Source organism: Catellatospora methionotrophica, assembly GCF_011297335.1.
In the GTDB taxonomy this organism is placed as follows: domain Bacteria; phylum Actinomycetota; class Actinomycetes; order Mycobacteriales; family Micromonosporaceae; genus Catellatospora; species Catellatospora methionotrophica.
Window position 1 is genome coordinate 18,535 of sequence record NZ_JAAOTJ010000007.1, and the last position, 23,715, is coordinate 42,249.

The 23,715-nt window shown below is 71.4% G+C and carries 23 protein-coding genes; 13 read left to right on the plus strand and 10 right to left on the minus strand.

What is annotated here, in order from left to right; all coding sequences use genetic code 11:
- Positions 1-60: 60 nt before the first annotated feature.
- The 3 genes from HAV40_RS17955 to HAV40_RS17965 all read left to right on the plus strand — a co-directional run bounded on the left by HAV40_RS17955 (position 61) and on the right by HAV40_RS17965 (position 3,203).
- The gene (locus HAV40_RS17955) at positions 61-351 is read left to right on the plus strand and encodes a hypothetical protein (protein ID WP_166382730.1); all 291 of its coding nucleotides are present in this window, start codon (positions 61-63) and stop codon (positions 349-351) included.
- A 204-nt stretch (positions 352-555) separates the two neighbouring features.
- Positions 556-2,280, plus strand: coding sequence for an aa3-type cytochrome oxidase subunit I (gene ctaD / locus HAV40_RS17960; RefSeq protein ID WP_166382732.1), 1,725 nt, complete (start codon positions 556-558; stop codon positions 2,278-2,280).
- A 128-nt stretch (positions 2,281-2,408) separates the two neighbouring features.
- Positions 2,409-3,203, plus strand: a complete 795-nt coding sequence (locus tag HAV40_RS17965) for an Fpg/Nei family DNA glycosylase (protein WP_166382733.1) — start codon at positions 2,409-2,411, stop codon at positions 3,201-3,203.
- Positions 3,204-3,264: 61 nt separating this feature from the next.
- Here HAV40_RS17965 and HAV40_RS17970 read toward each other — a convergent pair whose 3' ends face one another.
- The 4 genes from HAV40_RS17970 to HAV40_RS17985 form a co-directional block, all read right to left on the minus strand.
- Positions 3,265-4,692: an MFS transporter gene (locus tag HAV40_RS17970; protein WP_409364937.1), complete on the minus strand. Its 1,428-nt coding sequence runs from the start codon at positions 4,690-4,692 to the stop codon at positions 3,265-3,267.
- Positions 4,693-4,824: 132 nt separating this feature from the next.
- On the minus strand, positions 4,825-6,456 hold the full coding sequence (locus HAV40_RS17975) for a glycosyl hydrolase family 18 protein (protein WP_166382737.1): 1,632 nt from the start codon (positions 6,454-6,456) through the stop codon (positions 4,825-4,827).
- A gap of 118 nt (positions 6,457-6,574) precedes the next feature.
- Complete coding sequence (locus HAV40_RS17980; RefSeq protein ID WP_166382739.1) at positions 6,575-7,150, minus strand: isochorismatase family protein; 576 nt, start codon at positions 7,148-7,150, stop codon at positions 6,575-6,577.
- A gap of 123 nt (positions 7,151-7,273) precedes the next feature.
- On the minus strand, positions 7,274-8,569 hold the full coding sequence (locus tag HAV40_RS17985) for a nicotinate phosphoribosyltransferase (RefSeq protein ID WP_166382741.1): 1,296 nt from the start codon (positions 8,567-8,569) through the stop codon (positions 7,274-7,276).
- Positions 8,570-8,720: 151 nt separating this feature from the next.
- On the opposite strand from HAV40_RS17985, the gene clpS reads away from it, so the two are divergent.
- The 5 genes from clpS (at position 8,721) to HAV40_RS18010 (ending at position 11,641) form a co-directional block, all read left to right on the plus strand.
- On the plus strand, positions 8,721-9,023 hold the full coding sequence (gene clpS / locus HAV40_RS17990) for an ATP-dependent Clp protease adapter ClpS (RefSeq protein WP_166382743.1): 303 nt from the start codon (positions 8,721-8,723) through the stop codon (positions 9,021-9,023).
- A gap of 10 nt (positions 9,024-9,033) precedes the next feature.
- Positions 9,034-9,549 (plus strand): DUF2017 domain-containing protein, encoded by a 516-nt coding sequence (locus tag HAV40_RS17995; protein WP_166382745.1) that lies wholly within the window; start codon positions 9,034-9,036, stop codon positions 9,547-9,549.
- Positions 9,550-9,612: 63 nt separating this feature from the next.
- Entirely contained in the window at positions 9,613-10,128 is a 516-nt protein-coding gene (locus HAV40_RS18000) for a M67 family metallopeptidase (RefSeq protein ID WP_166382747.1), read from the plus strand.
- A 65-nt stretch (positions 10,129-10,193) separates the two neighbouring features.
- Positions 10,194-10,508, plus strand: a complete 315-nt coding sequence (locus HAV40_RS18005) for a MoaD/ThiS family protein (RefSeq protein ID WP_166382749.1) — start codon at positions 10,194-10,196, stop codon at positions 10,506-10,508.
- Positions 10,509-10,675: 167 nt separating this feature from the next.
- Positions 10,676-11,641: a PLP-dependent cysteine synthase family protein gene (locus HAV40_RS18010; protein WP_166382751.1), complete on the plus strand. Its 966-nt coding sequence runs from the start codon at positions 10,676-10,678 to the stop codon at positions 11,639-11,641.
- 79 nt (positions 11,642-11,720) lie between these two features.
- Here the strand turns inward: HAV40_RS18010 and HAV40_RS18015 are convergent, their stop codons facing one another.
- Positions 11,721-12,209, minus strand: a complete 489-nt coding sequence (locus HAV40_RS18015; protein WP_166382753.1) for a hypothetical protein — start codon at positions 12,207-12,209, stop codon at positions 11,721-11,723.
- A gap of 167 nt (positions 12,210-12,376) precedes the next feature.
- Here HAV40_RS18015 and murI point away from each other — a divergent pair, with 167 nt between their 5' ends.
- The 5 genes from murI (at position 12,377) to HAV40_RS18040 (ending at position 16,704) form a co-directional block, all read left to right on the plus strand.
- Complete coding sequence (murI, locus tag HAV40_RS18020) at positions 12,377-13,171, plus strand: glutamate racemase (RefSeq protein ID WP_166382755.1); 795 nt, start codon at positions 12,377-12,379, stop codon at positions 13,169-13,171.
- Positions 13,168-13,914, plus strand: coding sequence for an MBL fold metallo-hydrolase (locus tag HAV40_RS18025; RefSeq protein ID WP_166382757.1), 747 nt, complete (start codon positions 13,168-13,170; stop codon positions 13,912-13,914). The genes murI and HAV40_RS18025 overlap by 4 nt, the downstream gene beginning before the upstream one ends.
- A gap of 17 nt (positions 13,915-13,931) precedes the next feature.
- A complete protein-coding gene (rph, locus tag HAV40_RS18030) occupies positions 13,932-14,708 on the plus strand; it encodes a ribonuclease PH (protein WP_166382759.1) in 777 nt (258 codons plus the stop codon).
- On the plus strand, positions 14,705-15,328 hold the full coding sequence (gene rdgB, locus HAV40_RS18035; RefSeq protein ID WP_166382761.1) for an RdgB/HAM1 family non-canonical purine NTP pyrophosphatase: 624 nt from the start codon (positions 14,705-14,707) through the stop codon (positions 15,326-15,328). Before rph ends, rdgB begins: the two co-directional genes overlap by 4 nt.
- Positions 15,329-15,489: 161 nt before the next feature.
- Positions 15,490-16,704 carry an FAD-dependent oxidoreductase gene (locus tag HAV40_RS18040; protein WP_166382763.1) on the plus strand — a complete coding sequence of 405 codons (1,215 nt, stop codon included), beginning with the start codon at positions 15,490-15,492 and terminating at the stop codon, positions 16,702-16,704.
- 137 nt (positions 16,705-16,841) lie between these two features.
- Here the strand turns inward: HAV40_RS18040 and hutH are convergent, their stop codons facing one another.
- Genes hutH through hutU form a run of 5 tightly spaced genes read right to left on the minus strand, consistent with a single transcriptional unit; the run spans position 16,842 to position 23,713 of the window.
- Positions 16,842-18,377: a histidine ammonia-lyase gene (gene hutH / locus HAV40_RS18045; RefSeq protein ID WP_166382765.1), complete on the minus strand. Its 1,536-nt coding sequence runs from the start codon at positions 18,375-18,377 to the stop codon at positions 16,842-16,844.
- Positions 18,374-19,591, minus strand: a complete 1,218-nt coding sequence (hutI, locus tag HAV40_RS18050) for an imidazolonepropionase (RefSeq protein WP_166382767.1) — start codon at positions 19,589-19,591, stop codon at positions 18,374-18,376. The genes hutH and hutI overlap by 4 nt, the downstream gene beginning before the upstream one ends.
- Entirely contained in the window at positions 19,579-20,874 is a 1,296-nt protein-coding gene (locus HAV40_RS18055) for a formimidoylglutamate deiminase (RefSeq protein WP_166382769.1), read from the minus strand. Before HAV40_RS18055 ends, hutI begins: the two co-directional genes overlap by 13 nt.
- Positions 20,868-22,067 (minus strand): allantoate amidohydrolase, encoded by a 1,200-nt coding sequence (locus tag HAV40_RS18060; protein WP_166382771.1) that lies wholly within the window; start codon positions 22,065-22,067, stop codon positions 20,868-20,870. The genes HAV40_RS18055 and HAV40_RS18060 overlap by 7 nt, the downstream gene beginning before the upstream one ends.
- Positions 22,064-23,713, minus strand: a complete 1,650-nt coding sequence (gene hutU, locus HAV40_RS18065; protein WP_166382773.1) for a urocanate hydratase — start codon at positions 23,711-23,713, stop codon at positions 22,064-22,066. The genes HAV40_RS18060 and hutU overlap by 4 nt, the downstream gene beginning before the upstream one ends.
- Positions 23,714-23,715: the final 2 nt, after the last annotated feature.

Consider the following 23,715-nt stretch of genomic DNA (forward strand, 5'->3'; position numbering starts at 1 on the left):
TCTAACCTGAGTCGTTCGCCGGCACCCCGACCGGCGGCATCCCTCGTGGGGAGGATGATCATGAAGGATTGGATCGCCGGTCTGCTGGCCGTGCTGGGCACCCTGCTCGTCCTGGCCGGAGCCACGGTCACCGTGGTCAAGACGCTCACCCCCGACCCGGCCGGCACCCCGGCCGGCCCGGACCCCCTGGGCGAGACCGCCACCACCAGCGGCAACAGGTTCTCGCGCTGGCTGCACCGCATCAACGCCGCCGACCGGCTCATCGCGTGGGGTGTGATCCTGCTGGCCCTGGCCGCCGTCGCGGCGGGCGCCATCCAGTTCACCCTCGGCGCGTCGGCCGGAACACGCTGACCTGTAGACCGTCCAAACACCATGGCCCGGCGTCGTCACGCCGGGCCATTCTGATAGGCGACTCGGCGCGCCTGGGCACCCCGTGCTCAAGGGGCGCCTGCGAAGGATTATTCTGCCTCCGAGGTACGCCTCGAATGATCAATCCGGGTGGCGGCGCGAGAACGGGGCGTCGCGAGCAGCCGGGCCAGCTACAGGAGGCCAGACGTGACCACCGTCGCACCGCAGCCGATCGCGACCCGGCCCTACCCTGTGCGCAAGCAGGTCAAGGGTTCCGCGATCGCACGCCTGCTGCGCACCACGGATGCGAAGCAGATCGGGATCATGTACATGGTCACGGCCTTCGTGTTCTTCCTGATCGGTGGCCTGATGGCGCTGCTCATGCGCGCCGAACTGGCCGCGCCGGGCATGCAGTACCTCTCCCCGGAGCAGTACAACCAGCTGTTCACCATGCACGGCACGATCATGCTGCTGTTCTTCGCGACGCCGATCGTGTTCGCGTTCGCGAACTTCGTGGTGCCGATCCAGATCGGCGCGCCCGACGTGTCGTTCCCGCGGCTGAACTCCTTCGCGTACTGGCTCTACCTGTTCGGCGCGAGCCTGGCGACCGCCGGGTTCATCACGCCGGGTGGCGCGGCCGACTTCGGCTGGTTCGCGTACGCGCCGCTGAACGACGCGATCAACTCGCCCGGCATCGGCGCGGACATGTGGATCGCCGGCCTGGTGCTGTCGGGTCTGGGCACCATCCTCGGCGCGGTCAACATGATCACCACGATCCTGACCCTGCGCGCGCCCGGCATGACGATGTTCCGCATGTCGATCATGACCTGGAACATCCTGGTCACCAGCCTGCTCGTGATCATGGTCTTCCCGCTGCTGGCCGCCGCGCTGCTGGCCCTGCTCGCCGACCGCCGCCTCGGCGCGCACGTGTTCGACCCCGCCACCGGCGGCCCCATGCTCTGGCAGCACCTCTTCTGGTTCTTCGGCCACCCTGAGGTGTACATCGTCGCGCTGCCGTTCTTCGGCATCATCTCCGAGGTCATCCCGGTCTTCAGCCGCAAGCCGATCTTCGGTTACACCGGTCTGGTCGCCGCGACCCTGCTGATCGCCGCCCTGTCGATGAGCGTGTGGGCGCACCACATGTTCGCCACCGGCCAGGTGCTGCTGCCGTTCTTCTCGTTCCTCAGCTTCCTGATCGCCGTGCCCACCGGTATGAAGTTCTTCAACTGGATCGGCACCATGTGGCGAGGGCAGATAACGTTCGAGACACCGATGCTGTTCGCCATCGGCTTCCTCGCGATCTTCCTGTTCGGCGGCCTGTCGGGCGTGCTGCTGGCCAGCCCGCCGATCGACTTCCACGTCTCGGACTCGTACTTCGTCGTCGCGCACTTCCACTACGTGCTCTTCGGCACCATCGTGTTCGCCGTGTACTCCGGCATCTACTTCTGGTTCCCGAAGATGTTCGGCCGGATGCTCGACGAGAAGCTCGGCAAGGTCCACTTCTGGCTGACCGTGATCGGCTTCAACTGGACCTTCCTGGTGCAGCACTGGCTGGGCGCCGAGGGCATGCCCCGCCGGTACGCCGACTACCTGCCGAGCGACGGCTTCACGTTCCTGAACGCGTTCTCCACCGTCGGCGCGTTCATCCTCGGCGCCTCCACGCTGCCGTTCCTCTACAACGTGTGGAAGTCGTACCGCACCGGCCCGCTGGTGACCGTCGACGACCCGTGGGGCCACGGCAACTCCCTGGAGTGGGCCACCAGCTGCCCGCCGCCGCTGCGCAACTTCGACCGCATGCCCCGCATCCGCTCGGAGCGCCCCGCCTTCGACGCCAAGTTCCCGCACCTGGCGATCAGCACCGGCACCAAGGCCCCGGTCATCGAGGCCCCCAGCTACTCCCACGGCCGCCACGGCGGCGACCACGAGGTCTGATCCTCGATTCCGGCCTACCCAGGGGCCCGGTCCGCGCGTGCGGACCGGGCCCCTTCTTCTGTCCACGCCTTTGGTGAGCCAGGACGGGCCGGGGGTCGGGGCACGGGCCGGTGGGGCAGGATGGAGACATGCCGGAAGGGGACACCGTCTGGAACACCGCCAAGGTGCTGCGGGACGGGCTGGAGGACGCGGAGCTGACCGGGTCGGACTTCCGGGTGCCGCAGCTGGCGACCGTGGACCTGGCGGGTTACCGGGTGGCCGCGTCGCTGAGCCGGGGTAAGCATCTGCTCCTGCGGGTGGTGTCGCCGCAGCACCGCGAGTTGACGCTGCACTCGCATCTGCGGATGGAGGGGGCCTGGCGGGTGTACGCCCCCGGACAGCGGTGGACGGCCCGGCCCGCGTATCTGATCCGGGTCGTGCTGCGCACCGCGAAGGCCGTCGCCGTCGGGTACCACCTGCACGATCTCAAGCTCGTGCCGACCGCGCGGGAGGCGGAGCTGGTCGGGCACCTAGGGCCGGACCTGCTCGGGCCCGACTGGGACGCCGACGAGGCCGTGCGGCGGCTGGCTGCCGACCCGGCGCGGCCCGTCGCCGAGGCGCTGCTCGACCAGCGCAATCTCGCCGGGATCGGCAACCTCTACAAGTGCGAGCTGCTGTTCCTGCGCGGTGTGTGGCCGTGGACACCGATCGGCGACGTCCCGGACCTGCCCGGCATGGTGGCGCTCGGCCAGCGGCTGCTGGCGGCCAACCGGGGCCGCTGGACCCAGTCGACCACCGGCTCCCTGCACCGAGGCGAGACCAGCTACACCTACGGCCGCCGCGCCCAGCCCTGCCGCCGCTGCAACGGCCCGATCGCCAAGACCGACGGCGAAGCCGAGCGCATCACCTACTGGTGCCCCCACTGCCAGCCCCGCCCGACCTGACCCGGCCGCTCCGGCCACTCCGGCCACTCCGGCCACTCCGGCCCATGATCGCTGTCTCGGGTCAAGACCTGTGGTCAGGCCGCAGATCTTGACCGGAAACGCCGATCTTCGACGCGGCGGCGGGAGTGGTCGAGGCCGCGCCGGAGATCGAGGCCTCGGCGAGGACGGTGCCCTCCCAGGCGGACGCCGGTTCGGGGGCTGCCGCCCAGGTGGTGGCGGCGGCCGTTGCACCGGCGAGCTGCGTGTCCCCGGGCGCGGTCGCGGCGGGTACGGGCTCAGGGGTGGGGGCCGTGCGGATGCCCGCGCCCGCGAGGCGCCAGAGCGGCAGCGCGATGAGGGCCAGGAGTACGCCGGCGGTGCCGGTGGCGGCGAACGCCCAGCCGGGGCCGTACGCGTCGATGATGGTTCCGGCGAACGGCGCGCCCGCCGCCACGCCGACCGTCAGCGCGGTGCCGTGCAGGCCCATCGCCTCGCCACGGGCCGCCGACGGCACCCACTGGCTCATCGTGTCGATGGTGGCCGACAGCGACGGCGCGCACAGCACGCCCGCCGGGATCAGCGCGAGCAGCAGCCACCACCAGCCGCCGCCGACCAGGCCGAGCGGGATGGTCAGCGCGCTCATGGCCCCGGCCAGGAGCAGGGGCGAGATGCTGCGGTGCAGCGCACCGTAGACGAAGCCGCCGATCAGGGAGTAGCCGCACCACACTGCGATGACCAGGCCGATCCAGGTCTCCTGGCCGCTGCCCTTGAGCGTGGCGATCAGGGTCAGGTCGGTGGCGGTGAGCACGAAGGTCAGCACGGCGGTGATCGACAGCAGCGCGAACAGGCGCGGCCGCAGCCACTGCCGTCGCGGTACGGCGGCCTGCGGGTTCTCCCGCTCCGCGGCCGAGCGTGTCGGCGGGTTGAGGGTGATCAGGGCCAGGCCCGCGCCGACCACGCCGATGCCCACGGCGTACATGGTGGGGCGGCTGCCGAAGGCGGTGACCGCGGCGACGGCCGCCGCCGGGGCGAGCATGTAGGACAGCTCGACGGCCATGGAGTCCAGGGCGAAGCCGGGGCGGCGCTGGTCGGCCGGGATGAGTGCGGCGATGCACTGCCGGACCAGGCTGAACACGGGCAGGCTGAGCACGCCCGCGATCAGCGCGCCGATCAGCAGGACGTGGTAGCTGAGCTGCGGGGCGATGCTCCAGAACATGCCCTGGGCGGCGGTCGTGACGATCAGCACCGGCCGCAGGCCGTGCCGGTCGATCAGGCGTCCGGCCAGCGGGGAGCCGATCGCGGTGCCGAGGGTGGAGGCGGTGCCGACCAGACCGGCCTGGGCGTAGCCGAGGTGCATGGTGTTGACGACGTGCAGCGTCAGCACGATGCCGGCCGCGATGACCGGGACACGAGCTATCAACCCCACCAGCATCAGCGCGCGTACGCCGGGGAGTCCGAGGATCTTGCGGTAAGGCTCGATGGTCATTGCGGTCTTTACCTCCGCGCCCATCCTGCCCGAGCACCCCGACACCGCGTCAGTGATTAACCGTGGTCAACGGGGTTAGCTCCGTCACCGCCCGGGTGAAAAGGCGGCGGCCCGCCGGAACCCCGAGGTTCCGACGGGCCGCCAAGCCTCGCTGGATCAGGCAAGGCCGTTCTTGATCGCGGTGATGAGCTCACCGTTGGAGGTGTCGCCGAACAGCTCCCAGAAGAACGCACCGGCCAGGCTCTGGTTCTTCGCCCAGGTCATCTTGCCCTGGATGGTCGCCGGGGTGTCGTAGCTCCACCACTGCCCACCGCTGAAGCAGTAGGCGGTGCCGCCGACGGTGCCGTTGGCCGGGCACGAGGTCTTCAGCTTGTGGTAGTCCTCGTTGCCGGCCTCGTAGGTGCCCGGGGCCGCGCCGGTGGCCGAGCCGCCGGGAGCGGCCTGGGTGACGCCGGTCCAGCCGCGGCCGTAGAAGCCGATGCCGATGAGCAGCTTGCTGGACGGGATGCCCTTGCTCTTCAGCTTCGCGATGGCCGCCTCGGTGCAGAAGCCCGCCTGCGGGATGCCCGCGTAGCAGTTCAGCGGCGAGTGCGGGGCGGTCGGACCCTGCGCGGCGAACGCGCCGAAGAAGTCGTACGTCATCGGCAGGTACCAGTCGACGTACTGCGCGGCGGCGGCGTAGTCGGTGGCGTCGATCTTGCCGCCGTTGCTGCCGTCGGCGGTGATCGCCGAGGTGATCAGGTTGTTCGCGCCGAAGCGGTTGCGCAGCGCCTGCATCAGGTTCCGGTACGCGAGCGGGCCGCTGCTGTCGCAGGTCAGACCACAGGCGTTCGGGTACTCCCAGTCGATGTCGATGCCGTCGAACACGTCGGCCCAGCGCGGGTCCTCGACCAGGTTGTAGCAGGAGTTGGCGAACGCGGTCGGGTTGGCCGCTGCCTGGCCGAAGCCGCCGGACCAGGTCCAGCCGCCGAACGACCACACGATCTTCAGGTTCGGGTAGACCTTCTTCAGCTTGCGCAGCTGGTTGAAGTTGCCGCGCAGTGCGCCCGCGTCCCAGGTGTCGGCGACGCCGTCCACGCTCTCGGCCGCGCTGTAGGCCCGGTCGTAGTCGGTGTAGGAGTCACCGATCACGCACTGGCCGTTGGTCACGTTGCCGAACGCGTAGTTGATGTGCGTCAGCTTCGCGGCCGAGCCGCTGCTCACGATGTTCTTCACGTGGTAGCCGCGCTGGTACTGCGCCCAGTTCGTGTAGTAGCCGATGACCTTCTTGCCCGGGTTCGGGTTGGTCGGGCTGCTCGACGGGCTCGGCGGGGCACTCGGCGAGGCGCTGGGCGACTTGCTCGGCGACGCGCTCGGGCTGGGGGCCGAGGAGCTGGGCACGGCCGACGGGCTCGCCCCGGTGGCGCAGTTCGCGCCGTTGATCGTGCACACGGTCGGCTTGCCGGAGCCGCTGGTGACGAAGCCGAACGACGCGCTGCCGCCGGCCGGGATGGTCGCGTTCCAGGTGCCGGTCGCGGTGCGGGTCTGGCCCGTGCCGGTCAGGGTGGCATCCCAGGAGGAGGTCACGGCCGTGCCCGAGGGCATCGTGAACACCAGGGTCCACGTGGCCGCCGCGCTGGTGCCGTTGGTGATGACGTACTTGCCCTCGGCGCCGCTTCCCCAGTTGGACGTCTGGGTGTAGGTGGCGGTGACGGTGCCGGCCGCGTTCGCCATGGTGACGGCACCGATGGAACCGGCGACGACCATGGCTGCGGTGGCGGCTATCAGGCGGGCCCGTGTTCTGAGCATGGCTCTCCCTTAATGATTGACACCTATCCCCCCGATGCGGCCAAACATTAAGTTAACTTTCCTTAAAATGGAAGAGCGTTTACCTAAAACGTCCTTTAAGGTGCTTTGAGCAGCGGGTCTATGCCGCGCTGATGATCTCCACACCGGACTCGCGAAGTTCGGTCAGCGCGAGCTCCGTCGATTCCGGAGCGACGCCGGCGGTCAGGTCGAGCAGCACCGTGGTCGCGAAGCCTTCGCGGGCCGCGTCCAGCGCGGTGGCGCGTACACAGTGATCGGTCGCGATGCCCACCACGTCGACCTCGGTGACGTCGCGCTCGCGCAGCCACGCGGTCAGGCCGACACCGTCGCTCTGCCCCTCGAACCCGGAGTACGCCGCGGCGTACTCGCCCTTGAGGAAGACCGCGTCGATCCGCTCGGTGTCCAGCGCGGGGTGGAACTGCTCGCCGACGGTGTCCGCGACGCAGTGCACCGGCCAGGTGGTGGAGTAGTTCGGCGGATCGCCGAAGTGCGCGCCCGGGTCCTGGTGGTGATCCTTGGTGGCGACGATGTGGTCCCAGCGGCGCGGTGACGCGACCGCGTCCCCGGCGAGCCGGGCCGACACCCCGGCCGCGACGGCCGCTCCGCCGGTCACCGGCAGCGAGCCGCCCTCGCAGAAGTCGTTCTGCACGTCGACGATGATCAGTGCGCGGGCCATGGCCGCCTCCCCGGACAGTCAACGGTGGTGCCTCTCCACCGCTGCCCATGCTGCTCCGGTCGGAGCCGTCCCGCAACGATCACGGGGCAGGCTCACATCGCGACTGCCGCGGCGCGGGCACCGTCACGAGCGCGGCGCGGTCACCGTCACGGGCACGGCCGGGTCGCCCGCCGACAGCTTCAGGCCCTCCCAGGGGATCGTGATCAGACAGTCGCGCAGGTGGGCGCGGCTGTCGGCCAGGGTCGGCAGGTCGGCGACGAACTCGCCGCCGCGCACGAACGGGCGCTGCAGCAGCCGGTCGCCGGGCTGCGCCGGGGGAGCGTACTGCTGGGACAGCACGATCTCCTCGACGGCGGTGCCGGTCGGCTTGTGGCGGCGGTACGCCGTCTTGCGGCCGCCGACGGTCGCCTTGTTCTCGGAGCGCTTGACCACGGGACGGCCGTCGACCTCGACCAGCTTGTAGACCAGGCCCGCGGTCGGCGCGCCGGACCCGGTCACCACGGCCGTGCCCGCGCCGTACACGTCGACGGGTTCGGCGGCCAGGGCGGCGATGGCGTACTCGTCGAGGTCGCCGCTGACGACGATCTTCACGTCCGGCGCGCCCAGCTCGTCGAGCAGCGCGCGGGACTGCGCGGCCAGCACCGACAGGTCGCCCGAGTCGATGCGCACCGCGCGCAGGCCGGGTCCGGCGACCGCGATCGCGTTGCGGATGCCCTGGCTGATGTCGTACGTGTCGACCAGCAGCGTGGTCTGCTCGCCCAGCGCCGCGACCTGCGAGGCGAACGCGGCCTTCTCGTCGTCGTGCAGCAGCGTGAAGGCGTGCGCGGCGGTGCCCGCGGTGGGGATGCCGTAGCGCATCCCGGCGGCCAGGTTCGACGTCGAGGCGAAGCCGGCCAGGTAGGCGGCGCGGGCCGAGGCCACGGCGGCCTCCTCGTGCGCCCGGCGCGAGCCCATCTCGATCAGCGGGCGGCCCCGGGCCGCGGTGACCATGCGGGCCGCGGCCGCGGCGATGGCGCAGTCGTGGTTGAGGATCGACAGGATCAGCGTCTCGAGCACCACGCACTCGGCGAACGTGCCGGTCACGGTCACGATGGGGGAGCCGGGGAAGAACAGCTCACCCTCGGCGTACCCGTCGAGGTCGCCGCGGAAGCGGTAGTCGGCCAGCCAGGCCGCGGTCTGCTCGTCGACGACACCGCCGTCCCGCAGGAAGGTGATCTCGTCCGGGTGAAAACGGAACGCGGCGAGCTGCTCCAGCAGGCGGCCGGTGCCCGCGACCACGCCGTAGCGGCGGCCCTGCGGCAGCCGCCGCGCGAAGACCTCGAAGACGCTGCTGCGGTGGGCGGTGCCGTCGCGCAGCGCAGCGCTGATCATCGTCAGCTCGTAGTGGTCCGTCAGCAGACTCGGCGCCCCAGCAAACATCCCCACACCCTATGGCCTCGCCCGATCTTGTGGAGCCGTCCCCCGTGACATGCGAAGGCGTCCTGGCCGTGCACGCTTCCCGCAAGATCGTCGCGGCCGCGCCAGGACGGCACTTCCTCGTGCCTGTGTGTTGCCCGAATCAACTCGTAGGATGGGGGACGTGACCGCCGCCCCACAGACAGTTCCGGTTGATAAACCGGACATAGACGAAGCGTCGGAATTCGCCCGACCCTGGGTCACCATCGTGCACAACGATCCGGTGAACCTGATGAGCTACGTGACCTGGGTTTTCCAGCAGCTCTTCGGTTACAGCAGGGACAAGGCCGAACTGTTGATGCTCGACGTGCACCAGAAGGGCCGGGCCGTCGTGTCGGCGGGGGCCCGCGAGCGCATGGAGCACGACGCCAGCAGGCTGCATACCTACGGCCTGTGGGCCACGGTCGACAAACAGTGAGCGAGCACGCATGACGATCTTCCGCAGAGTCGGCGCGGAATGCGTGGCGGACTTTCGCGAAGACGAGGTACGGGTACTGCGCAAGGTCGCCGAAGAGGTCGTCGGTCTGCTGACCGACGGCTTCGACCGCGAGGACCCCGTCGTCGGACGACTGTTCCCCGACGTGTACCCCGAGGACGTGAAGAACTCCGCCGAGTTCCGGCGCTTCACCGAGGGCGACCTGAAGACCGCGAAGATCGACCAGGCCGGCGCCGTGCTGGCCGGGCTGCCGGAGGCGGGCAAGGGCGAGGTGCGCCTGGACACCGAGTCCGCGCAGGCCTGGCTGCGCGCGATCAACGACGCCCGGCTGGCGCTCGGCATCCGGCTGGAGCTGACCGACGACACGGTGGTGGAGTACGAGCTGGAGGAGGCCCTGGAGCAGGACGCGGGCTCGGCCCGGGTGTTCCAGCTCAGCGTCTACTCCTACCTGGGCTACCTGCAGGAGTCGCTGCTCGAAGCCGTCATCGGCGCGAACTTCCGCCGCTGAGGTCGTCATGGCGCGGATCACATGGCTGTTCCGGGGTGGGTCGGGGTCGGTAGGCTGGTCGCCGTGCTGACCATCCACAGGGAGATCATCGAGGCGATCGTCGCCCATGCCCGCCGGGACCACCCGGACGAGGCCTGCGGTGTCGTGGCCGGTCCCGTGGGCTCGGACACGCCCGCGCGGCACATCCCGATGGAGAACGCCGAGCGTTCCACCACGTTCTACCGCTTCGACTCGACGGAGCAGCTGCGCGTGTGGCGGGAGATGGACGACCGCGACGAGGAGCCGGTGGTGATCTACCACTCGCACACGGCGACGGAGCCGTACCCCTCGCGGACCGACATCTCCTACGCGGGCGAACCGAACGCCCACTACCTTCTCGTCTCGACCCGCGACCCGCAGACCGCGGAGATCCGCTCGTTCCGCATTCTGGACGGGCAGGTGTCCGAAGAGCCGGTCCAGCTCGTTGGTGAGAGTATGGAAGCCATGCGGAGCTACGAGGAGAACGGCGACCCGCACGCCGTGCAGTCGTTCATGTTCGGGCAGAGCCCGGCGGCGGTGGACTACGAGTGTCAGCCCTGAGCTGATCTCGCCCTGAGTCCCGACGACCGTCCGTTCGACTTTTCTTCTTTCAGGAGTTCTCTGCCATGGCTATCGACGTCCGCATCCCCACCATCCTGCGCTCCTACACCGGTGGCGCGAAGGCCGTCTCCAGCGCCGGCGACAACCTCGCCGAGCTGCTGACCAACCTCGACGGCACGTACCCCGGCCTGCGCGGCCGGCTGATCACGCCCGAGGGCGGCCTGCACCGCTTCGTGAACATCTACGTCAACGACGAGGATGTGCGCTTCCTCGGCTCGCTCGACGCCAAGATCAGCGACGGCGACACCGTCACCATCCTGCCTGCCGTCGCCGGCGGCGCCTTCGGCCTAGCCGCCGCGGCTGCCGTCCTCGGCCGCTGACCTCCCCCGCCGCGACGACCTCGCGCGCATCGTGGGCACACGCGCCGGTGGGGCGTTTCTGCGGGTACGCCGTGACGGCGGACCTGCGGGACGACCCGCCGGCGCGGCCCGTTTCGGGTGCCCGGCGTGTTCGATCGTGGCGGCGACCTGTGCGAACGGAGCTGATCATGGCGCGTTTTGATTCACTGCTCGACGTCTGCGGCGACACGCCGCTGATCGGGCTGCCCCGATTGAGCCCGGCCGTTCCGGAGGGCGCGCCGCCGGTGCGCCTGTGGGCCAAGCTGGAGGACCGCAACCCGACCGGCAGCGTCAAGGACCGGGCCGCCATGTACATGGTGCGCGCGGCCGAGGCCGACGGGCGGCTGCGTCCCGGGGCCACGATCCTGGAGCCGACCAGCGGCAACACCGGCATCGCCCTGGCCATGGTGGCCAAGCTGCGCGGCTACCGGCTGGTCTGCGTGATGCCGGAGAACGTGTCCACAGAGCGCATCCAGCTGCTGCGCATGTACGGCGCGGAGATCATCTCCTCGCCCGCGGCGGGCGGCTCGAACCAGGCCGTCGCGACCGCGAAGCAGATCGCGGCCGAGCACCCCGACTGGGTCATGCTGTACCAGTACGGCAACGAGGCCAACGCCCGCGCCCACTACGAGACCACCGGCCCCGAGCTGCTGCGCGACCTGCCCACGCTGACCCATTTCGTGGCCGGGCTGGGCACCACCGGCACGCTCATGGGCACCGGCCGCTACCTGCGCGAGAAGAACCCCGACATCCAGATCATCGCGGCGGAGCCCCGCTACGGCGAGGTGGTGTACGGCCTGCGCAACATCGACGAGGGCTACGTGCCCGAGCTGTACGACGCCTCCGTGCTGACCCGGCGCTTCTCCGTCGGCACCCGTGACGCGGTGCTGCGCACCCGGCAGCTCGTCGAGGTCGAGGGCCTGTTCGTCGGCTTCTCCACCGGTGCCGTCGCGCACGCCGCCCTGGCGGTCGCCCACGATGCCGCCAAGAAGGGCCAGGCCGCCGACGTGGCCTTCCTCGTCGCCGACGCCGGCTGGAAGTACCTGTCCACCGGCGCCTACACCGGCACCCTCAACGACGCCGAGACGGCTCTCGAAGGCCAGCTCTGGGCGTAGCCGCCCCGCCTCGTGAACGGCAGAGCCCCGACCGGGTCCCCGGTCGGGGCTCTGCCGTGCGGTGGGTCCGGCGCTCGGACTACAGCGTGGTGTAGGCGAGGACGATGTTGACCAAGAGCAGGAAGGTGGCGGTGGTGAAGCAGATGATGGGGAGGCGGTAGCGGTGGATCGCGGCGAAGCCCGCGGCGATCGCGGCGACGCCGACCACGCCGATGGTCAGCGCGGTGGGGGCGTACCAGACGGGCACGTCGAGGTTGACCGCCAGCGCGACGGCGAGACGGCCGCCCGGGATCAGGCCGAGGAAGCCCAGCGCGGCGGCCCAGACGCACAGACCGAGCAGGCGGCCGGTACGCGGGGACGGGTCGTCCTCGCCGGGCAGCCGGAACCGCGACGTCACGGCGGTGCGCAGGCCGGTCGCGTCCTGCTGGTCGTCGGGCGCGGTGCGGGCCGACGGCATCACGGCGTGCTCGTCACTGGCAGTGCCTGGCGTGTTGCCCGTGGTGCCTGCCGGGACCGCGGTGGCGAGGACGCCCTCGGCGTCGCGCTCGGAGTTCGACTCAGTACGCACTGTGCTCGCCAATCCTCTGCCTGACCTGCCCGTTGATCGGGCCGTGCACTGAGTGCAACGGCGTTCGGCGACCCTGCGTAACGGCAGGCTGATAACCCTGTCACGTTCGCGACATCTCGGAACGGACCGTTCCCCTGAAGGGGGGTTGGCCAAGTAGGCTGCGCAGCGTGACGGACGCGCCCATCGGCATCTTCGACTCGGGGGTCGGCGGGCTGACGGTGGCCCGGGCCATCCTCGACCAGCTGCCGCACGAACGCGTCGTCTACATGGCCGACACGGCGCACGTGCCGTACGGGCCCAAACCCATCGCCGACGTGCGCTCGTACGCGCTGGACTGCCTGGACGCCCTCGTCGAGCGCGGCGCGAAGATGCTGGTCATCGCCTGCAACACCGCCTCGGCCGCCTGCCTGCACGACGCGCGCGAGCGCTACGCGGTGCCCGTGGTCGAGGTGATCCGCCCGGCCGTGCGGCGCGCCGTGGCCGCCACGCGCAACGGCAGGGTCGGTGTCATCGGCACCACGGCTACGATCAACTCAGGGGCGTACCAGGACTCGTTCGCCGCCGCGCCGCACATCGCGGTGACCGCGGCAGCCTGCCCGCAGTTCGTCGGGCTGGTCGAACGGGGAGTGACGTCCGGCCGGGCGCTGCTCGGCCTGGCCAGCGCCTACCTGGAGCCGCTACAGCGCGCCCAGGTGGACACGCTGGTGCTGGGTTGCACGCACTATCCGCTGCTCACCGGTGTGATCAGCCTCGTGATGGGGGATCAGGTGACCCTGGTGTCGAGCGCGGACGAGACGGCGCGGGATGTCTACCGTGTGCTGGTGGAGCGTGACCTGCTCCGCCCGGACGACGCCCCGGCCCCCGCGCACGAACTGCTGTGCACCGGCGACCAGGAGATCTTCGACCGGCTGGCGAAGCGGTTCCTCGGATCCGCGCTGGACCCTGCGGGAGCGCGGGCATGAGGCTCACGGTTTTGGGCTGCGCGGGCAGCTTTCCCGGGCCGGAGTCGGCCTGCTCGGCGTACCTGGTGGAGGCGGACGGCTTCCGGCTGCTGGTCGACTTCGGCGCGGGCTCGCTGTCGGCGCTGCAGCGCTACGCGAGCCTGAAGTCGGTCGACGCGATCCTGCTCAGCCACCTGCACTGCGATCACATGATGGACGCCTGCACCTACGTCGTGGTGCGCCGCTACGCGCCCGACGGCCCGTACCCGCCGATCCCCGTGTACGCGCCCGCGGGCGCTCCGGAGCGCATCGCGACCGCGTACAGCCTCGACGAGGGGCCGCTGGACGACGTCTACACGTTCTACGCGCTGCAGCCGGGCAGCTTCCCGATCGGGCCGTTCCAGGTCAGCGTCGACCGGGTGAACCACCCGGTGGAGACGTACGGCGTGCGCCTGGAGCACGAGGGGCGGGTGCTGGCGTACTCGGGCGACACCGCGCCGTGCGACGCGCTGCTGCGGCTGGCCCAGGGCGCGGACCTGTTCCTGTGCGAGGCGAGTTACCTCGACGGCGTCGACAACCCGCCGGACCTGCACCTGACCGGCGGCGAGGCGGGCGAGATCGCCACCAAGGCCGGGGTGCGGCGGCTGCTGCTCACGCATCTGGTGACCGCTTGGGGTTCCGAGGCGGAGACGCTGAACAACGCCGCGGCAACGTTCGCGGGACCCGTCGAGATCGTCCGCCCCGGTGCCCGGTACGAAGTTTGACACCATAGGGTGGGCGCATGACCAGACCTGATGGGCGCTCGCCCGACCAGCTTCGACCGGTCACGCTGACGCGGAACTGGAGCATGCATCCCGAGGGCTCCGTTCTCGTGGAGTTCGGGAACACGCGGGTGCTGTGCACCGCGAGCGTCACCGAGGGCGTGCCGCGCTGGCGCAAGGGCACCGGCCAGGGCTGGGTCACCGCCGAGTACGCCATGCTGCCGCGCGCCACCACGACCCGGTCCGACCGGGAGAGCATCAAGGGCAAGGTCGGCGGGCGTACGCACGAGATCTCCCGCCTGATCGGCCGCGCGCTGCGGGCCTGCGTCAACCTCAAGGCGCTGGGCGAGAACTCCATCGTCATCGACTGCGACGTGCTGCAGGCCGACGGCGGCACCCGCACCGCCGCGATCACCGGCTCCTACGTGGCCCTGCACGACGCGGTGAGCTGGCTGGCCGCCAAGAACATGCTGACCCGCAAGCAGACCGTCGAGACGACGCTGCACCGCTCGGTCGCCGCCGTCAGCGTCGGCATCATCGCCGGTGAGCCGCGCCTGGACCTGTGCTACGAAGAGGACGTGACCGCGATCGTCGACATGAACGTGGTCTGCACCGGCACCGGCGACTTCGTCGAGGTGCAGGGCACGGGCGAGGACGGCGTCTTCGACCGCAAGCAGCTCAACGCCCTGCTCGACCTGGGTGTGGCGGGCTGCGAGACGCTGACCACGATGCAGCGCCAGGTGCTGGGACTGCCCACCCTGGACGCGGCCGGGCTGCTGGAGGTGTTCCGCAAGTGAAGCTCCTGCTCGCCACCCGCAACGTCAAGAAGCTCGACGAGCTGCGCCGCATCCTGGCCGCCTCGCCGGAACTGCTCCGGGTGGAACTGGTCGGCCTCGACGACGTCCCGCCGTACGTGGAGGTCCCCGAGACCGGGTTGACCTTCGCCGAGAACGCCTTGCTCAAGGCGCGCGAGGGGGCCAAGCACACCGGCCTGCCCACGGTCGCCGACGACTCGGGCATCGCCGTCGACGCGCTGAACGGCATGCCGGGCGTGTTCAGCGCCCGCTGGTCCGGCCGCCACGGCGACGACCGCGCCAATCTGGACCTGGTCCTCGCCCAGATCGGCGACGTGCCCGACGAGCACCGCGGAGCGGCCTTCATCTGCGCCGCCGCCCTGGTCCTGCCCGGTGGCGGCACCTCGCCCAACGGCCGCGAGCACCTGGTCAACGGCAAGATGCCCGGCCGTGTCCTGCGCGCCCCGCGCGGCGAGGGCGGCTTCGGCTACGACCCGATCTTCGTCGCCGAGGGCCACACCCGTACCACCGCCGAACTCGACCCGGCCGAGAAGGACGCCATCAGCCACCGCGGCAAAGCCTTCCGCGCCCTGGCCGCCGTGATCGCCAAGAACCTCTCCTGATCCACCCACCGGGACGCGATGATCGCTGTTTCGGGTCAACAGGTGAGTTTTCACCAAAGGTTTTGACCCGAAACCGTGATCATCGACGGGTACGGCACGCGCCAAACGGGCATGCTTGCAGCAGTCGGGCAGGATCGTCGCGATCGTGAGGAGTGGCGCGCGTGGCGGAGCGGGAGTCGCGGACGCGGGTCTGCGTCGTGGGCAGTGGGCCCGCCGGGCTGATGCTGGCGTTCCTGCTGGCCCGGCAGGGGGTCGAGGTGGTGCTGCTGGAGAAGCACGCCGACTTCTTCCGGGACTTCCGGGGCGACACGATCCACCCGTCCACGCTGGACGTGCTCGACGAGCTGGGGCTCGGTGAGGCCATCGCGCGGCTGCCGGGGCGGCGCGAGTCGGGCGTGAACGTCTCGTTCGAGGACGGGACGTACCAGGTCGGGGACTTCACCCGGCTGCCGAAGCCGCACAACTACCTGCTGATCCTGCCGCAGTGGGACTTCCTGGACGTGCTCGCGGCCGAGGCGGCGAAGCTGCCGGGGTTCACGCTGCTGCGCTCGACCGAGGCCGTGGACGTACTTCGGGACGACACGGGGCGGGTCACCGGGGTGTCGGCGGTCGGGCCGGACGGGGCTGCGGTGCTGGTGCACGCGGAGCTGACGGTGGCGTGCGACGGGCGGTCGTCGGTGATCCGGGACCGACTCGGGCTGGTGCCGGTGGACTTCGGTGCGCCGATGGACGTGCTGTGGTTCCGGATCTCGCGGGAGCCCGGGGACCCGGAGGGGCTGCTGGGCCGGGTCGGGGCGGGCGCCATGCTCGTCATGATCGACCGGCACGACTACTACCAGTGCGGATACGTCATCCCGAAGGGCGGCTACGCGAAGCTGCAGGCGGAGGGCCTGGACAGGTTCCGCGAACGCGTCGCCGGGCTCGCCCCGATGGTGTGCGGCCGGGTCGGTGAGGTCACCTCGTGGGAGCAGGTGCATCTACTCACCGTGCAGGTCAACCGGCTGGAGACGTGGCACGTGCCGGGTGCACTGTGCATCGGTGATGCCGCCCATGCGATGAGCCCGGTCGGCGGCGTCGGGGTCAACCTCGCCGTACAGGACGCGGTCGCCACGGCCCGGCTGCTCGGACCGAAACTGAAGGCGGGACGGCTGCGCACCGAGGACCTCGACCTGGTACGCAAGCGCCGCATGTTCCCCACCCGGCTCACCCAGCGGGCACAACGGGCCGCGCAGAGCCGCCTGGTCGGCGCGGTCCTCAGGGCCGACACCCCGATCAAGGCCCCCCGCGTCCTGAAACTCTTCCGGCGCTTCCCCGCCCTCCAGGCCGTCCCCGCCCGCCTCGTCGGCCGCGGCATCCGCCCGGAACACGTCGCCTGACCCCGTCTCCCGCCCGCCGCCCGGGTCGCGTCAGCGGTGATGATCGCTGGGGCGGGTCAAAACCTGTGGTTGGACCACACTTTCTGACCCGAAACAGCGATCATGGCACGCGCCGCCGTGCGGTAGCGGCTGGCGGGTCAGGACAGGGGGCCCACTTCGGCTTCGATGGCGGACAGGAGGGCCGGGCCGGCGACGGCGGCGCGGACCTGTTCCAGGATCGGGGCCATGAAGACGTCGGGGCCGGGGGTGCCGATGACCGGGGTGAGCTGGTCGATGGCGATCCGGCCCGCGGGGGACGGGGTCAGCGGGGCGCGCAGTTGCAGTCCGCGTACCGCGGAAAGCAGTTCGACCGCGAGCAGGCTGGTCAGGTTGTCCAGCACGGTGCGCAGCTTCTTCGCGGCGGCCCAGCCCATGCTGACGTGGTCCTCCTGCATACCCGAGGTCGGGATGGTGTCGACGCTGGCGGGCGAGGCCAGGCGGCGGTTCTCGGCCACGATGCCCGCCGCGGTGTACTGGGCGATCATCAGGCCGGAGTTGACGCCGGCGTCGGGGCTGAGGAACGGCGGCAGGTCCCGCGAGCGGGTCATGTCGAGCAGCCGGTCGACGCGGCGCTCGCTGATGGAGCCGATCTCGGCGGCGGCGATGGCGAGGAAGTCGGCGGCGAAGCCGAGCGGCGCGCCGTGGAAGTTGCCGGTCGACTCGACGCGGCCGTCGGGCAGCACGACCGGATTGTCGGCGAGGCTGATCAGTTCGCGGGCGGCGACGGTGCGGGCGAACTCCAGGGTGTCGCGGGCGGCGCCGGCGACCTGCGGGGCGCAGCGCATCGAGTACGCGTCCTGCACCGCGTGGGCCAGGTCGTCCCGGTGGCTGTCCATGATCGAGGACTGCTGGAGCAGCTTGTACATGTTGGCGGCGCTCGCGCCCTGGCCCGGGTGCGGGCGGATGGCGTGGATCGACGGGTGGAACGGCCGGTCGGTGCCGAGCATGGCCTCGATCGACAGGGCCGCGGTCACGTCGGCCATGGTGCACAGGTGGCCGAGGTCGTCGCAGGCCAGCAGCAGCATGGCGAGCATGCCGTCGGTGCCGTTGATCAGCGCCAGGCCCTCCTTGGAGGACAGCGAGATGCCGGTGAGCCCGGCGGCGTGCAGGGCGTCCTCGGCGGATACCCGCGCGCCGTCCTTGCCGAGCACCCAGCCCTCGCCCATGAGCACCAGCGCGCAGTGGGCGAGCGGGGCGAGGTCGCCGGACGCGCCGAGCGAGCCGTGCTCGGGAACCCACGGGGTGATGTCGTGGTTGAGCAGGTCGACGAGCGCCTGGGCGACGAGCGGGCGTACGCCGGAGTGGCCCAGCGCCAGCGAGCGGACCCGCAGCAGCATCATGGCCCGGACCACCTCGCGCGGCATGGGCGCGCCGATGCCCGCGGCGTGCGAGCGGATCAGCGAGTGCTGGAGCTCGGCGCGGCGCTCGGGGGCGATGAACGTGTTGGCGAGCGCGCCGAAGCCGGTGGAGACGCCGTACACGGGGCGGCCGTCACGCTCGATGTCGTCGACGATGGCGCGGCTGGCCTGCATGGCGGCGATGGCGGCGTCGCTGATGGCGACCTGCGCGTCGGCGCGGGCGACGGCGGCGACGTCGCCGGGGGCGATGCCGTGGGGTTCGACGATGACGGTCATGAGAGCACTCCCTTGTGCGGAGATTCCGGTTGGTGCGGCCCCGAGGTGTGAGGAAGGTGCCCTTCCGCTACGCATAGCGATTGCAGGGTGCCCTTCCTTACGACGGAGCGGATCAGCGGCACGCCGGGCCGGTAGGCCAGGTGCAGGTGAGAGGGTGCGTCCAGGACGATCAGGTCCGCGGACGCGCCGATGCCGAGGTGGCCGAGGTCGGGGCGGCGCAGGGCGCGCGCGCCGCCTGCCGTCGCGGCCCAGACCGCCTCGGTGGGGGTCAGGAGCATGTCCCGCACCGCCAGGGCGATACAGAAGGGCATGGACGAGGTGTACGAGGAGCCCGGGTTGCAGTCCGACGCGAGGGCGACGGTGGCACCGGCGGCGAGCAGCCTCCGCGCGTCCGGGTAGGGCGCGCGGGTCGAGAACTCGGCACCGGGGAGCAGGGTCGCGACCGTGTTCGAGCCGGCCAGGGCATCGACGTCGGCGTCGGACAGGTGGGTGCAGTGGTCGGCGCTGGCGCAGTCGAGCTCGACGGCGAGCTGCACGCCGCCGCCCATGGTGAGCTGGTTGGCGTGGATGCGGGGCTTCAGCCCGGCCGCGATCCCGGCCTGGAGCACCCGGCGCGACTCGGCGACGTCGAACGCCCCGCGCTCGCAGAACACGTCGACCCAGCCCGCGTACGGCGCGCACGCGGCCAGCATCGGGCCGGTGACCAGGTCCACGTAGCCGTCGGGGGAGTCCGCCGGTTTCACGTGCGCGCCGAGGAAGGTGACCTCGTCGGTGAACTCGGCGGCGATCCGGAGCGAGCGGGCCTCGTCGAGCGTGCTGAGGCCGTACCCACTCTTGATCTCGATGGTGGTGGTGCCCTGCCGCAGCGCCTCGCCGACCAGCCGGGCCACGTTGGCGCGCAACCGCTCGTCGCTGGCTTCGCGGGTCGCGGCGACGGTGGTGCGGATACCGCCCCCGGTGTACGGCTGCCCGGCCATGCGCGCCGCGAACTCCGGCGCGCGGTCCCCGGCGAACACCAGGTGGCTGTGGCTGTCCACGAAACCGGGCAGCACCGCCGCGCCGCGTACGTCCAGGCGCTCGTCGGCGGCGGGCGCCTGCGCGGCCGGGCCGACCCACTCGACGCGCTCGCCGACGACGATCGCGGCGTCGCGCAGGATGCCCAACTCCGGGTCGTTCGTGGTCAGCTCGCCGATGTCAGTGATCAGAAGAGACACGTGATCGCCTCCTGTAGCTCGCGGGCCACGTCGATGGAGACGTGCCGCCCCTCGCGGACGATCTCCCGGCCGTCGGCCAGCACGTGGGTGACGTCGGCGGCACCGGCCGCGAACAGCACGCCCTCCGGGTCGATGCCCGCGGTGCGCGGGCTGTCCAGGGCCACGGTCACCAGGTCGGCGCGGCCTCCGACCTCGATGCGACCGGCGTCGGGCCAGCCCAGGCTCCGGTGCCCCGTGGCCGTCGCGGCGGCCCGCAGTTCGGCGGCCGTGAAGTGGCCGCGCTGCTCGGTGGCGAGACGTTCGTCCAGTTCCAGGGCCCGCGACTCCTCGAAGAAGTCGATGACCGCGTGGCTGTCGCTGCCCAGGGTCAGCCGGGTGCCCGCGTCGGCGAGCGCGCGGGCCGGGCCGATGCCGTCGCCGAGGTCGCGTTCGGTGGTCGGGCAGAAGCAGGCGTACGCGTCGGACAGCAGCGCCATGTCCCGGTGTGTCAGGTGCGTGGCGTGCACCGCCGTGAACGTCTCGTGCACCGCCCCGAAGTCGGCCAGCACCTCGGTCGGCGTACGCCCGTGCTCGGCCAGGCAGGCCTCGTTCTCGGCGCGCTGCTCGGACACGTGCGCGTGCAGCGGTCGTCCCGCCGCCCACGCGGCCACGGTCGCGAGCTGCGGCAGCGGCACCGCCCGCACCGAGTGGATCGCCGCCCCGGCGAGCAGGTGCGGCGCGTCGGGCAGCGCGTCGACGCGGTCCGCCCAGCGCAGCGCGTCCCCGTCCCCGAACCGCAGCTGCGGCCCTTCGAGCGGCTTGCCGTCCACCGACGCGGTCAGGTAGAGCGTGTCCAGCAGCGTGATCCGCAGCCCGGCGTCCTGCGCGGCGGCGACCAGCGCGTGGCTCATCGCGTTCGGGTCGGCGTACGGCGTGCCGCCCGGCCCGTGGTGCAGGTAGTGGAACTCGCCCACGGACGTGATGCCCGCGAGCGCCATCTCCCCGTACACGCCCCGCGCCAGCCGGTAGTACGAGTCCGGGTCCAGCGCCCCCGCGACCCGGTACATCTGCTCCCGCCAGGTCCAGAACGACCCCCGGTCCCCGTGCGTCCGGCCCCGCAACGCCCGGTGGAACGCGTGCGAGTGCGCGTTCGCGAAGCCGGGCATGGTCAATCCGGCCCGGTACCCGGCCCCTGTCCCGTCCGCCCGGCGGCTGACGCGGGTCAGGCGGTTGTCCCGGATCTCCAGGACGACGTCGGAGAAGACGCCGTCCGGCAGCCACGCGTACTGGCAGTGGATCAGCATGCGAGGTCCGCCAGCACGTCGGCGAGCGCTTGGACGCCGGCCTCGCAGTCGGCGTCGGTGGAGTGCTCGGCGGGGGAGTGGGAGACCCCGGTCGGGTTGCGGACGAACAGCATCGCGGTCGGGACGAAGGCGCTCAGCACACCCGCGTCGTGGCCGGCGCCGGTCGGCAGGATCGGGGCGTCGTCGAGCAGCTTGGCGAGGCGGTCGCGCAGGCCGCCGTGGAACTCCGTCTCCGGCGAGACCGACTCGGCGGTCAGCGTGACGCTCGTGCCGTCGGACAGTGCCCGGTGCTGGGCGTGCAGGTGCACCCCGGCCACCACCTGCTCCATCGTGTCCGGGGAGTCGGCGCGGGCGTCGAGCCACGCGCTGACCTTGCCGGGGATGGCGTTGGTGGCGTTCGGGTAGACCTGGACGCGGCCGATGGTGGCGTGCGCGCCGAGCCGCCGGGCCTCGTCGTTGGCGGCCAGTACGGTCGCGGCGAAGGTCAGCATCGGGTCGCGGCGGTCGCCCATCAGCGTCGTCCCGGCGTGGTTGGCCTCGCCGTGGAAGTCCAGCCGCCAGCGGCCGTGCGGCCAGATCGCGCTGGCCACGGCGACGGGCCGGTCCACGTCGACCAGGGCGCGGCCCTGCTCGACGTGCAGCTCGACGTAGCAGCCGATCCGGCCGAGCAGGTCGGGCCGGGCCCCGGCGGGTCCGGCGCCGAGTGCCGAGCGCATGGCCGCGTCCAGGGTGATCCCGTCGCGGTCGGTCAGCGCCGCCGCGGCGGCCGGGTCGACCAGCCCGGCGAGCAGGCGCGAGCCGAGGCAGGCCAGCCCGAACCGGGAACCCTCCTCCTCGGCGAACACCGCGACGCCGATCGGCCGGACCGGCCTGACGCCCCGCGCCCGCAACTCGTCGACCGCGAGCAGTGCACTGACCACACCGAGCGGCCCGTCGTACGCCCCACCGTGCGGCACCGAGTCCAGATGCGACCCGGTCAGCACCGCATCCCCGGCAGCGGGATCACCCCACCACGCGAAGATGTTGCCGTTCCCGTCCTCCTCGACGACCAGCCCCCGTGCCCTGGCCTGGTCAAGGAACCAGGCTCGCAGCGTCAGCTCGGCCGGGCCGAACGCGTAGCGCAGGTAACCCCCGCTCTCCGCGTCCCGCCCGACCGGTGCGAGCTGCGCCCACAGCTCCGCGAACGCGCTCATGACTCGCGCATGGGGACACGGACACCGCGGTCGGTGGCGACGGTGGCGGCGAGGTCGTAGCCCGCGTCGACGTGACGGATGACGCCCATGCCGGGGTCGTTGGTGAGGACGCGCTCGATCTTCTGGGCCGCGAGGGCGGTGCCGTCGGCGACGGTGACCTGACCGGCGTGGATGGAGCGGCCGATGCCGACGCCGCCGCCGTGGTGCAGGGACACCCACGACGCGCCGGAGGCGGTGTTGACCAGGGCGTTGAGCAGCGGCCAGTCGGCGATCGCGTCGGAGCCGTCGAGCATCGCCTCGGTCTCCCGGTACGGCGAGGCGACGCTGCCGCAGTCGAGGTGGTCGCGGCCGATGACGACCGGGGCCTTGAGTGTGCCGTCGGCGACCATCTCGTTGAACCGGACCCCGGCCTTGTCGCGCTCGCCGTAGCCGAGCCAGCAGATGCGGGCGGGCAGGCCCTGGAAGGCGACCTTCTCCTGGGCCATGGTGATCCAGCGCGACAGGGACTCGTTCTCGGGGAACAGCTCCAGCACGGCCTTGTCGGTGGCGGCGATGTCCGCCGGGTCACCGGACAGCGCGGCCCAGCGGAAGGGCCCCTTGCCCTCCTCGAACAGCGGCCGGATGTAGGCGGGTACGAACCCCGGGAACGCGAACGCCCGGTCGTACCCGCCGAGCTGGGCCTCGCCGCGGATCGAGTTGCCGTAGTCGAACACCTCGGCACCCGCGTCCATGAAGCCGACCATGGCCTCGACGTGCTTGACCATGCTGGCGCGGGCCCGCTCGGTGAACTCCTCCGGCTTGTCGGCCGCGAAGGTCTGCCACTGCTCCACGGAGACGCCCTCGGGCAGGTAGGACAGCGGGTCGTGGGCGCTGGTCTGGTCGGTCACGATGTCGATCGCGATGCCGCGGCGCAGCAGTTCCGGGAAGATCGTCGCGGCGTTGCCGACCACGCCGACTGACAGCGGCTGCCGGTCGCGCTTGGCGGCCAGCGCCAGCTCGATGCCGTGGTCGAGCGAGTCGGCGACGACGTCGAGGTAGCGGGTCTGCACCCGGCGGTCCAGCCGGGTCTTGTCGACGTCGACGACGATGCACGCGCCGCCGTTCATGGTGACCGCGAGCGGCTGGGCGCCGCCCATACCGCCGCAGCCGCCGGTCAGCGTGAGCGTGCCCGCGAGCGTCCCGGCGAACTTCTTCGCGCCCACGGCCGCGAACGTCTCGTAGGTGCCCTGCAGGATGCCCTGCGTCCCGATGTAGATCCAGGACCCGGCGGTCATCTGGCCGTACATGGTCAGGCCGAGCTGCTCCAGGCGGCGGAACTCGGGCCAGGTGGCCCAGTCGCCGACCAGGTTCGAGTTGGCCAGCAGCACGCGCGGGGCCCACTCGTGGGTGCGGAACACCCCGACCGGGCGGCCCGACTGGACCAGCATGGTCTCGTCGTCCTTGAGCGTGGTCAGGGTGCGGATCAGCGCGTGGAAGCTGGGCCAGTCCCGGGCCGCCTTGCCGGTGCCGCCGTACACCACCAGGTCCTGCGGGCGCTCGGCGACGTCCGGGTCCAGGTTGTTGCACAGCATCCGGATCGCCGCCTCCTGGGCCCAGCCCTGGGCGGTGCGGGTGGTGCCGGTCGCGGCACGGATGATCTGGTCCATCG